The sequence below is a fragment of the Bacillus sp. ES1-5 genome, from assembly GCF_022487605.1.
In the GTDB taxonomy this organism is placed as follows: Bacteria; Bacillota; Bacilli; order Bacillales; family Bacillaceae_G; genus Bacillus_A; species Bacillus_A wiedmannii.
In genome coordinates this window covers 114,292-126,460 of the sequence record NZ_JAKVPU010000009.1, presented here as the reverse complement: position 1 = coordinate 126,460, position 12,169 = coordinate 114,292, and the positions used below count along the sequence as shown (strand labels likewise).

General features: G+C 34.5%; 10 protein-coding genes. 5 read left to right on the top strand and 5 right to left on the bottom strand.

The window, feature by feature from the left end; all coding sequences use genetic code 11:
• Positions 1–10: 10 nt before the first annotated feature.
• The 3 genes from MKO96_RS23595 to MKO96_RS23585 form a co-directional block, all read right to left on the bottom strand.
• Positions 11–1,273: a VanW family protein gene (locus MKO96_RS23595; RefSeq protein ID WP_240588859.1), complete on the bottom strand. Its 1,263-nt coding sequence runs from the start codon at positions 1,271–1,273 to the stop codon at positions 11–13.
• A 234-nt stretch (positions 1,274–1,507) separates the two neighbouring features.
• Entirely contained in the window at positions 1,508–2,524 is a 1,017-nt protein-coding gene (locus MKO96_RS23590) for an LCP family protein (protein ID WP_369294526.1), read from the bottom strand.
• A 185-nt stretch (positions 2,525–2,709) separates the two neighbouring features.
• Positions 2,710–3,888, bottom strand: a complete 1,179-nt coding sequence (locus tag MKO96_RS23585) for a NupC/NupG family nucleoside CNT transporter (RefSeq protein ID WP_240588857.1) — start codon at positions 3,886–3,888, stop codon at positions 2,710–2,712.
• Between the two features lie 91 nt (positions 3,889–3,979).
• Between MKO96_RS23585 and gloA2 the strand changes: the two genes are divergently transcribed.
• From gloA2 to aspA, 3 genes are all read left to right on the top strand, one after another.
• A complete protein-coding gene (gene gloA2 / locus MKO96_RS23580; protein ID WP_240588856.1) occupies positions 3,980–4,366 on the top strand; it encodes an SMU1112c/YaeR family gloxylase I-like metalloprotein in 387 nt (128 codons plus the stop codon).
• 107 nt (positions 4,367–4,473) lie between these two features.
• Positions 4,474–5,772 carry a hemolysin family protein gene (locus tag MKO96_RS23575; RefSeq protein ID WP_240588855.1) on the top strand — a complete coding sequence of 433 codons (1,299 nt, stop codon included), beginning with the start codon at positions 4,474–4,476 and terminating at the stop codon, positions 5,770–5,772.
• A 324-nt stretch (positions 5,773–6,096) separates the two neighbouring features.
• Positions 6,097–7,530, top strand: coding sequence for an aspartate ammonia-lyase (gene aspA / locus MKO96_RS23570; RefSeq protein ID WP_240588854.1), 1,434 nt, complete (start codon positions 6,097–6,099; stop codon positions 7,528–7,530).
• Between the two features lie 40 nt (positions 7,531–7,570).
• Here aspA and MKO96_RS23565 read toward each other — a convergent pair whose 3' ends face one another.
• Entirely contained in the window at positions 7,571–9,190 is a 1,620-nt protein-coding gene (locus tag MKO96_RS23565; RefSeq protein ID WP_087979400.1) for an L-lactate permease, read from the bottom strand.
• Positions 9,191–10,004: 814 nt separating this feature from the next.
• Between MKO96_RS23565 and MKO96_RS23560 the strand changes: the two genes are divergently transcribed.
• Positions 10,005–10,292: an ArsR/SmtB family transcription factor gene (locus MKO96_RS23560; RefSeq protein ID WP_000081429.1), complete on the top strand. Its 288-nt coding sequence runs from the start codon at positions 10,005–10,007 to the stop codon at positions 10,290–10,292.
• Positions 10,293–10,483: 191 nt separating this feature from the next.
• Positions 10,484–10,663, top strand: a complete 180-nt coding sequence (locus MKO96_RS23555; RefSeq protein WP_087979401.1) for an acid-soluble spore protein H — start codon at positions 10,484–10,486, stop codon at positions 10,661–10,663.
• 42 nt (positions 10,664–10,705) lie between these two features.
• Here MKO96_RS23555 and MKO96_RS23550 read toward each other — a convergent pair whose 3' ends face one another.
• Complete coding sequence (locus MKO96_RS23550) at positions 10,706–12,091, bottom strand: peptide MFS transporter (protein ID WP_087979402.1); 1,386 nt, start codon at positions 12,089–12,091, stop codon at positions 10,706–10,708.
• Positions 12,092–12,169 lie beyond the last annotated feature (78 nt).

The following is a 12,169-nucleotide window of genomic DNA, read 5'->3' as shown; positions in this document are numbered from 1 at the left end:
TGATAGTGTCTCATTGTGTTGGGGCACTTTTATATACGCTTTTTGAAATTTGTCTATTTGATACTACTTCACCGTTTTGTGTTACTTTTTTATACGTAACCGCTGTTATTTTATCACCAGTTCTACTAATTACTTGAGAAGAAACTTCAACATTTTTACCAGTATTTGTACCAAAAATGCGAGTAGTAATACTACCGCCATTTGAAAATGCTTGAATATAAATATGATTGCCTGTATTGTTTTTAAATTTTAAATCCGGACCATAATCTGCCACTGCTGCATCTTGCCCAAGTGGTAAATAATTTACGGGCATAGAATGATTGCTTCGAGAAACAATTCCTAAATCTGCTCTTAAAGCTGCGCTATATAAAGTGCTACTAACTTGGCAAACGCCTCCGCCTGCACTTTGTATAACTTTACCTTGTGAAAATACTGCTGCGGATTTATAACCATGGGCAGCATCCGTTACGCCAACACGGCCATTAAAACTAAACGTTTCATCAGGTGCGACAATAACTCCACTTAAAGTATTAGCTGACTTATTTACGTTATAGGACTGGTTTCCATTCCGACCAGCCATTGGAGTTGAATATTCAGCAATTACTTCTTTAATCCCCATTTTCTGTATATCTTCTGTAGAACGCTCAGGTTTTAAGAGTGTAACTGGTAATGTAACGTCCGATGAGCCAGAAGTAATGGCTTGCTGCGTTAAATCAGTTAGTTTTCCTTTATCAATTTTTTCTCCATTTTGACTTTGGCTAATATTTACTGTAGAGCCTTCAACACTTAATTCTGCATTAACAGGATTTTTTAATGTGTCATTATATTTATCCTTCATAAAGCTTTCATAAGCAGTTGTATTTAATTGAGCTGTTAATTTATAGTCACGTTTTAATTCACCGTTTTCGGCCTGCTTCCGCATTTGGTAACGATTCATTGCGCTTCCTTCTTGTTCTTTAAAGATTTTGTCGATAATATCTTTTTCTTTATAATTTATACCTAAATCTTTCCATGTGTACGTTTGTTTATCATTTTGGAATATGTATGTAAGAGATTTTTGATCTAATTCAGTTACCTTTTGATTTATAATTGCTTGAATATCTTTTTTATTTTTTCCATCGAGAGAAATACCTTCAAATGTAGTATTTGGTAATGCAGTAGTATCTAATTGATTATTTAGTTTGGATACATATTGATATCCACCAACACCGCCTACACAAAGTAATATGCCTCCAGTAATTGCAGAACCGATCAGTATTTTACTTAGCTTCATTTATTTCCCCCCAGAAATTTTTGTATAAATATATGTATTACATTTTTTGTATAAAAATGATGAAAATAACATTATGTACGTACTAGTATACTATTATTTCCACTATGTGTGTAATGTTTTTATAAAAAACGTTACACTGTTGTAATAATTGTCTCTTTTTGTCACAATATGTACGAGAAATATGTTGAAAATTATAATAAAAAGGCTGTCTAGAAAGATCTAGCAGCCTTTTTATTATAATTTTTTATGTTCATTTTTATTCGTAACACCGAGATGTTCTTGTAGTGTTGTCGAAATATTATTGACGCTTTTTTCATTTGGAACGTAATAATAAATACCACCTATATATTTATCAGTACCTTCTACTTGCATTTTGTCCATTTTTAAATTGGAATCCATTGAATTTTTGGCAATTGTCATCATATCATCAAAAGTTAAATTTGTTTTTAAGTCTTTATCGACAGCGTCTAATAGACCACCGATTTTATTAATGGAATTAAGAGATAGTGCTTTTGCAGCAATAGCTTCTAGAACAAGCTGTTGTCGTTGACCGCGCATATAATCACTATCGATATGACGAGTTCTAGCTAGTGCTAATGCCTCTTCTCCATTTAAATGTTGACGTCCTTTTTTCAGATGAATAGCACCTGCTTCGTCTTTACTATTTTGTTCTGTAAACTCAACTGGAACATCGACAGTAATACCACCAAGAGAATCGACAATTTTGATAAATGATTTAAAGTTGAATTTTACATAGTAATCAACTGGAACATCTAAAAAGTTCTCTACTGTATCAATTGTGCTATCCACACCACCGAATACGTGCGCATGTGTAATTTTATCGTATTTATCACGTGATTTAATGTAGACACGTGAGTCACGTGGAATACTCACAAGTTTAACAGATTTATCGTTTTTATTAATTGTTGCAAGTAATAGCGCATCCGTACGAGTTGCTTTTCCATAATTCTTATCCCTAATCTCACTTTCATCAACACCCATAATAAGTACGGAAATGTTGTCAGTCATAGGTTTCACGGCTTTTTCACGTTTGCTGGATTTATCCCCGCGGCCCAGTTCAGAATAAGCATTACTTAATACAGACTTTGCTTTACTGTATATATGGAAGGAGTAACCTCCTGCTCCAAGTGCTATAATCAGTAATGGAATAAGAAGGAACCAGAGTAGGCGTTTTTTCTTTGAGTGTCCTTTTTTGGCTCGGGTATCTTTGTTCATATCGGATTTCATCATTTTTCTCCTTTAAAACTATCAAAGTGTATACATCTAGAAGCGCATTCAAACACATAAAAAATATTGTACGCTAAATAAAAGCGATTGTACATGTATAAAAAATAGATGTCTTGATTATTTATAAGACATCTATTCGTTATTGTATACAAAAGATAGGGATAAGAAAATGATAAAATTTTACCTAATTACAACATAATGCTTACGATAATTGCAGATAAAATGCTAACGAGAGTAGCTCCATATAGTAATTTAAGGCCAAATCTGGCAACGACGTTTCCTTGTTCTTCGTTTAACCCTTTTACTGCACCTGAAATAATACCGATAGAAGAAAAATTGGCAAAAGAAACGAGGAAAACAGAAATGATACCTACTGTACGGGGAGAAAGGCTATTAGAAATTTTATTAAGGTCCATCATTGCTACAAATTCATTCGTTACAAGCTTCGTTGCCATAATGCTACCAGCTGTGACAATTTCGGAACTTGGTACACCGATAAGGAATGCAACAGGCGCAAATACGTAGCCGATTAATTGCTGGAAAGTAATGCCGAATATAATGAGAAATAGGTCATTAATGCAGCTAATTAATGCGACGAATCCGATGAGCATAGCACCGACAACAATAGCTACGCGAAAGCCATCTAGAATGTATTCTCCAAGCATTTCAAAAAAGCTTTGCTTTTCGCCTTTAATTTCTAAAATATCTTCGTCATCTTTAACGTCGTAAGGATTGATGATGAGTACGATAATAAAACCACTAAATAAATTGAGAACGAGTGCGGTTACTACATATTTAGGCTCGATCATTGTCATATAGGCACCTACGATAGACATAGATACGGTTGACATGGCAGAAGCACAAAGTGTATAAAGACGGTGTTTTGGAATTTGAGCTAATTGCTTTTTAACTGTAATAAAAACTTCTGATTGGCCGACAATGGCAGAGGCGATAGCGTTGTAAGATTCTAATTTCCCAAGACCATTTATTTTGCTAAGGAAGTAACCGATCCAATGAATAAAAAATGGAAGTATTTTGAAATGTTGTAGTATACCAATTAAGACAGAAATGAAGACAATTGGTAATAATACAGTAAGGAAAAATGACATTTCACCTTTATTGGCAAGACCGCCAAATACAAAGTTTATACCATCAGCAGCATACTCGAGTAGCTTTGTAAACAGACTGGAAATGACCCGAATAAGTATGAGGCCAATTTCTGTATTTAATAATAAATAGGTTAAAATCAACTGTATAATAAGCATGATGAAAATGGGTTTAAATTTAATATGTTTCTTATTGTTGCTAGCAATATAAGCAAAGAAGAAAACAACGATAAGTCCCACGAAAAAAGTAATAAATTTCATAGTAAGCCTCCTAAAAGAGATATTCTGCTATATATGTTTTTCATTTCAAGGGAGAATATGCATCTTTGGTAAAGAAAGGAATAGAGAGAGCATGAATATAAGTAGAGTGCACCACGTTGCAATTATTTGTTCGAATTATGAACTGTCAAAGGATTTTTATACTCGGATATTAGGTTTTAAAGCGATAAATGAAGTATATAGAAAAGAACGAGATTCTTATAAGTTAGATTTATGTGTAGGGGAAGAGTATCAAATTGAATTATTTTCATTTCCTAGTCCGCCTGAGCGACCAAGTTTTCCAGAAGCAGCTGGACTTAGACATTTAGCATTTGCTGTTACAAATATAGAAGAAGCTGTAAACCATTTAAAACAATGCGGTGTGGAGACTGAATCGATACGTATAGATGAAATAACCGGAAAGAAATTCGTCTTTTTCCAAGATCCTGATGGCTTGCCTTTAGAATTGTATGAGGCTTGAAATTGGTGAATTTTATATAGGGTTGCTTTCAAATAAATGAAGAAACTAAAGTGAAACTTCTTTTTTAAAGGAGGTGTAACTTTAGCTAAGAAAGCTAAAGGACATATGTGGATATTTTAAAATTACTGATGGTAGCCATCCTTATTGCGTTAACAGCATTTTTTGTGGCTGTTGAGTTTGCAATTATTAAGGTGCGTAGCAGTCGTATTGATCAACTCGTTAGTGAGAAACGACGAGGAGCATTGGCAGCAAAAAAAGTAACTTCGAATTTAGATGAGTATTTATCAGCATGTCAGTTAGGTATTACAATTACTGCTTTAGGGCTTGGGTGGTTAGGCGAGCCGACTATAAAACATTTACTCGAGCCGTTGTTTTTAAAACTACACCTATCTCCTGCAATTGCAAGTACAGTTTCATTTATTATTGCCTTTGCATTGATTACGTTTTTACATGTTGTTATTGGTGAACTTGCTCCGAAGACGTTAGCTATACAAAGAGCAGAGCAAGTTAGCTTATTATTATCGAAGCCAATTATTTACTTTTACCGAGTAATGTATCCGTTTATTTGGGCTTTAAATGGTTCTGCGAGGCTTGTAACAGGGTTATTCGGATTACATCCGGCTTCTGAACATGAAGTAGCTCATTCGGAGGAAGAATTACGATTAATCTTATCTGAGAGTTATGAGAGCGGAGAGATCAATCAAAGGGAATTTAAATATGTAAATAATATTTTTGAATTCGATAATAGAGTCGCAAAGGAAATTATGGTACCTCGTACAGAAGTTGTAGGTTTATATGAGGACGAACCATTTGAAACACATATTAAAATAATCGCACAAGAAAAATATACGAGGTATCCCGTATTTGGTGAAGATAAAGATGAAATTATTGGGATGGTTAATGTAAAAGATTTATTTATTCGTTATATGGATGGTAATCGAGATGAGGAGTGCTCGATTACACCGTATACAAGGCCAGTTATTGAAGTACTAGAAAATATTCCTATACATGATTTGCTATTACAAATGCAAAGAAAACGAATCCCATTAGCTGTATTATATGACGAATATGGTGGTACAGCGGGGATTGTTACACTAGAAGATATTTTAGAAGAAATTGTTGGAGAAATCCGAGATGAATACGATGAAGATGAACACCCGCCTATAGAGCATATAAGTGAAGGCTATAAAATCGTAGAGGGAAAAGTGCTTATTAGTGAAGTAAATGATTTATTTGGCATACACTTAATCGCTGATGATGTAGATACAATCGGTGGCTGGATTATGGTACAAAAGCAAATCGTTGCTGAAGGAGATATTATTGAAAAAAACGGCTTTTCTTTTAAAGTTCTTGAAAAGGATATGCATCAAATTAAACGAGTGGAAATAAAGAAGATAGAAGAATGATTTTCTATAAATTTTTATCCCGCATTAACGGGCAGTAAGACCCCCACCTCAAAATTCAGCGAAAGCGAAAAAGTTAGGTGGGGGATCAACTGCCTGTAAAAGCTCGATTGGTTCAACTAATAATCAGTGGGGGATGAACAAAATTCCCACTGATTAAGGTTTCGCTTTATAAAAGATATATATATATAAATAAATGTTTGCGCTTTCAAAATAGGTGCTATATAGTGAAGGTGGATACTGAAAAATTCTTCTGAATGATACTCGTATTTTTAGATGGCGAATTTTTTAGATAAGGATTTAGAATGAAAAGCATAGGTGATGAAAATGATAGCAACGAAGGATATACGTATAGAAAAAGATTTTTTAGGTGAAAAGGAAGTACCGAGTGTAGCTTATTATGGTGTACAAACATTACGTGCTGTTGAAAACTTCCCGATTACAGGATATCGCATTCATCCGTCACTCATTACGGCAATGGCAATTGTGAAAAAAGCGGCGGCACTTGCAAATATGGATACTGGTTACTTAGCTAAAGATATTGGACGTGAAATTGCAGAAGCAGCGCAAGAAATTGTTGATGGAAAATTCCATGATCAATTTATCGTGGATCCGATCCAAGGCGGTGCTGGAACTTCTATTAATATGAATACAAATGAAGTAATCGCTAATCGAGCGTTAGAACGTATGGGATATGAAAAAGGTGAGTATGCGAAAATTAGTCCAAACACGCATGTGAACATGGCTCAATCAACGAATGATGCGTTTCCAACAGGAATTCATATTGCAACTCTTATGATGTTAGAAGAACTTCTTATTACAATGGAAGAACTTCATGCTGCTTTCCGTGCAAAAGCAAAAGAGTTTGATCACGTCATTAAAATGGGACGTACACATTTACAAGATGCTGTTCCGATTCGTCTTGGGCAAGAATTTGAAGCGTATAGCCGCGTGCTTGAGCGTGATATAAAAAGAATTAAACAGTCTCGCCAACATTTATATGAAGTGAACATGGGGGCGACAGCTGTTGGTACGGGATTAAATGCAAACCCTACGTACATTGAACAAGTGGTTAAACATTTACGAACATTTAGCGGATTCCCACTTGTTGGTGCAGAGCATTTAGTTGATGCAACGCAAAATACAGATGCATACACAGAAGTATCTGCGGCATTAAAAGTATGTATGATGAATATGTCTAAAATTGCGAATGACCTTCGTATTATGGCATCTGGTCCACGTGTTGGATTGGCAGAAATTCAATTACCAGCTCGTCAACCAGGTTCATCTATTATGCCAGGGAAAGTAAATCCTGTTATGGCAGAAGTAATTAATCAAGTTGCTTTCCAAGTAATTGGTAATGATCATACAATTTGCTTAGCATCAGAAGCAGGCCAATTAGAGTTAAACGTAATGGAGCCTGTACTCGTATTTAATTTAATTCAATCTATTAGTATTATGAATAACGGATTCCGTGTATTCCGTGAATATTGCATTAAAGGAATTACAGCAAATGAAGAATTGTTGAAGCAATATGTTGAGAAAAGTGTTGGGATTATTACAGCAGTTAATCCTCATATTGGGTATGAAGCAGCATCTCGTATTGCACGTGAAGCAATTGAAACAGGAAAATCTGTTAGGGAGTTATGTTTAGAACATGGTGTACTGACAGAAGAAGAATTGGATATTATTTTAGATCCATTCGAAATGACGCATCCTGAAATTGCTGGAGCTTCTTTATTAAAGAACAAGAAAATGTAATGTGAAAAAACACCGATCCATTTGGATCGGTGTTTTATTTTTAAAAGATATTAAATACAGCGTTTAATTGAAGTAAGCTAATAACAGCTAAGAAGATTAAACTGTATTTCATTGCTGTTTTAAATAAGGCAGATTCTTGACCAACTAGTCCAACTGCTGCACAAGCAACTGCTACAGATTGTGGTGAAACCATTTTCGCCATTGTACCACCTACTACGTTTAAAGCAACGAGTGTAGAAGGAACGATGTTTAATTGATCTGCAGTTACTGCTTGAAGTGGTGCGAATAATGAACCACTTGATACTACTGATCCTGTAATGAATACGCCAATCCATCCTAAGATTGGAGAAAGAACTGGGAATGCATTACCAGTAGAAGAGAATGCAAGTCCAAGTGTAGATGACATACCAGAGTAGTTCTCTACGTAAGCTAAAGCGATAACGCTACAAATTGTATATACTGGAGCTTTTAGTTCCTTCATTGTTTCAACTATTAGTTCTTTAATCATTTTACCCTTTACGCGGTAAACGATAAGTGAAACGATAATTGCTAATACGATTGCAGTAGTTGTAGAAGAGAATACATCAAACTTGAAAACAGCTGCGAAAGGTGTATCAGCTTTTGTAATTGGTGTAGTTTTCATAACAGCATTATGAAGACCAGGGAACTGAATGTTAAATACTAAGTTTGCTAGTGCGCCATCTGGAGCAAATAAAGCTTTAATTGGTTTTAAATTAAAGATTGTTACGAATGCAGTTAAGAATACGAATGGAGACCAAGCATATAAAATTTGGTTGAATGTATGAGATCCTTTTTCTTCTTGTTTTTCTTCTTTAGTAGAAGATTTTGGCTGCCAAACACGTAAGAATAATGCAAGAGAGACCATACTTACAACAGCTGCGAAAATATTAGTAAGTTCTGCACCTAAGAAGTAAGTTACAAGGAACTGAGTAATGGCGAAAGAAAAACCACTTACAAGAATACCTTGCCAAGTTTCTTTAATACCTTTAATTCCATCGACCATTGAAACAAGTAAGAAAGGTAAAATAATGCTAATGAAAGGTAAAATAAGAACAGTTTGACGACCGATAGTTAATGCATCCAGTTCAGTTAATTGTGCTGGTACTGTAACTGGGATACCCATAGCCCCCATAGCACCACCAGCGATGTTAGCTACTAAACAAATACCTGCTGCTTTTAATGGATTAAAGCCCATACCTACAAGTAGTGCAGCTGTAATAGCAACTGGAACCCCTAGACCAGCTGCGCCTTCTAAGAAAGCACCGAAAGAATAAGCAATTAATAATACTTGTAAACGTTGATCATTTGTAATGCTTGAAATACTATCACGAATGATGTTGAATTGCTCTGTTTTAACAGTTAATTTGTAAAGGAAAATTGCTGCGATAACGATAGTACAAATTGGATAAAATCCAGATAAAACACCGAATCCGGCAGATGCTACAGCTACAGTTGCTGGCATTTTATAAACAAATATAGCAAGAATAATAGCGACAATCACACTGTAAAGACCAGCGATATAACTTTTCATTTTCAGTCCCATTAAACAAATGATGAAGCAGAAAATTGGAAGTGCTGCGATTAGTGCAGATAACCAAATATTGTTTAATGGGTCATAAATTTGTGTCCAAGTACTCATAATAATGACAACTCCTATCTATTTTATGTGAAGAAATTCACATTATTTGTGAAACAATTCACAATCAACTTACATGCTTAGTATATTCTCCTTCAACACTATTGTCAACGTAAAAAAGTATAATTATTCCATAATAGTGTTAAAAGGAATACTTTGTTCATAAAGTAGACAAAAAGCGCACTCGAATAGATTTGAGTGCGCTTTTTGAAGTTATTTCCATATTGTTTTATTTGTTCGTATATCATTAATCCTATATGTTAGATGACGTCTTTGCATTAAGTATATAGGATGTTGAAATTTGATAGGTGTCACATGCTGGTCTGAGTTGATCTAGTAAGAAAGAGAAAGTAAATGCATTTAATAGGAAGTTTTGAATAACAGTCTGAGCAAGTACAATACGAATTAAAACAACAATAAGTTAATTTTTAATATTACATTATCTTTTTTACTGAAAATTCCTTTTAGCATAACAAAGAGGTTAAATATGGTTCAACTACGTTACGAGAGGTTATCAATTATGGACGGTATTTTACAATATCATTACTGTACGTTTCAATGAGGTGAAAATATAACAAAAAGCTTGATAAAACAACGTTTGCAAGCAAAGTATTTGCAGCCTGTTGTTTTGCTTTTTCGTTATATCATATAGTATAATATTCAAAATCAGCAAGGATTTATTCCTGAGTTCTTTGCTGGTTAAGATGGAAAAAATTTTCGGCTTTATAAGTTGATAAAGTTATGTCGTAACAGGAAATATAAGAACAGATATATAAATAAATAAAAAGAAAATAAAAACGAAAATGAGGGGAACTTTATGAGCCAAAATCAATTCGAATGTCGTATTTCAGAAGAAGATGTACAAATGTTAAGAGCGTTAGCGCATCCGTTGCGTCTACGCCTAGTAATGGAACTAATGCAACGTGGAACATGTAATGTAACACAATTACAGGAAGTATTAGAAATTCCGCAATCAACAGTTTCACAACATTTAACGAAATTAAAACAAAATAAAGTAGTGCGCTTTGAACGACGAGGATTAGAAGTGTATTATCAAATTCATAATGATAAAGTAAGTGAAGTTGTAAAAACATTATTTTCTTAAAATTTGAATATTATGGAAAAAGACGTGTAGGATATACGTCTTTTTTTATTTGTCAGAAAGGTGATATAAGAGTAAATGTTAGTATGTAAGGAAGAAAAGGCTATCAATTAACATGTTGCTATATGGAATATATTCTAAAGGGAAAAGAAAAGATAGAAAGGAGTGTAGTAAGGAAAAGGAGGAATAGTAGTATGGATGTAAAACGTGCGAAACAGATTTTATCTTCTTCAAGTAGAATTGACGTTACATATGAGGGCGTACCAGTATGGATTGAGAGCTGTGACGAGCAGAGTGGAGTTGCTCAAGTGTATGATGTATCTAATCCTGGAGAAAGCGTTCACGTGAACGTGACGGCCTTAGAGGAGAAGTAATAGAAAAGACGCTTCTAAATGTTTAGAAGCGTCTTTTTTGTGTTATTCCATCATACTTGCAACTTTTTTAGAGCAGAGAAGAAGTACAAATCCTAGGACGATAACGATAATACCAATACTTGCAAATACTTCAAGATAGCCTAATGATTGTGTAAAGGAAGCAAGCTTACCAGCTAACCAGTTAGCCATACCTGAACCAGCTAACCATACCCCCATTAGTAATGATGCTAATTTAACAGGTGCAATTGCACTTACCATTGATAGACCGATTGGTGATAAGAATAGTTCGCCAATTGTATGGAACATATAAGTGATAACGATGAATAATAAGTTTGCTTTAACAGTTATATCAGCTTCACTACTTCCAGTTTTTAGAACCGCTAATGTTAAAACAAGGTAACCTATACCTAGTAAAATCATACCAAATGCCATTTTTGTTGGTATTTTTAAATCGCCACGCTTTGATTTAGAAAGTTTTAACCATAACATAGATACGAATGGTGCAAGTAGTACGATGAACGCTGGATTAACGGATTGGAACCAAGATGTTGGAACTTCCCATCCGAAAATTGTACGATCAACAAATTTATCTGTATAAAGTGTTAAAGAACTACCAGCTTGTTCAAAGCCTGCCCAGAAGAATACTACGAAACAAGTTAAAATTACAATTGCCCAAGTGCGATTTTTTTCTTGTTTTGTTAAAGGTTTCTTTTCGATTGCAGGTTGATTTTTTGTTTTTTTACCAACAACTGTTGTTCCTGCTGTACCAAGATAGCGAGGAGCTAATAAGTTGAAAACAATTTGTCCAATAATCATACCGATACAAGCTGCTAAGAATCCGTATTTATATCCCATAACCATAACGCCATCAACGCTTGTTTTAAAGAAATCTTCTGCTAAAAATCCACAAATAAGTGGAGCGAAGAAAGCACCTACGTTAATACCCATATAGAAGATAGTAAATGCACTGTCACGACGTGAATCATTTTCTTTATACAATTCACCTAACAGTGTAGAAATATTTGGTTTGAAGAATCCATTACCAATAACTAATAGTACTAATCCAAGGAATAGTCCTGTTTTTGTATTCATGGAGAATAGTACAAAGTTACCAATCGCCATAATAATTCCGCCGAGAGTAATGGCATGACGTCTCGTAATATAATGATCAGTTAGCCATCCGCCTATAATTGGCATGAAATATACTGCCGCTGTAAAAGTACCATATAATTGCACTGCGAATGCCTTATCAAATCCTAATCCGCCACTAACGGCAGCTGTTGTTAAATAAAGAACTAAAAGGCCACGCATTCCATAATAACTAAATCTTTCCCACATTTCTGTTAAGAACAACAAATATAATCCTGGTGGATGTTTTTTTGGTGATTGTTGTTCCCCAGCTTTTTCTAATTTTAAAGCTGCATCCATTTTTGTTTCCCCCTAATCCTGTATAACGGATATTTATGTAATTATTTTAATTCACAAAATATTTAGAAGTCAATAGAA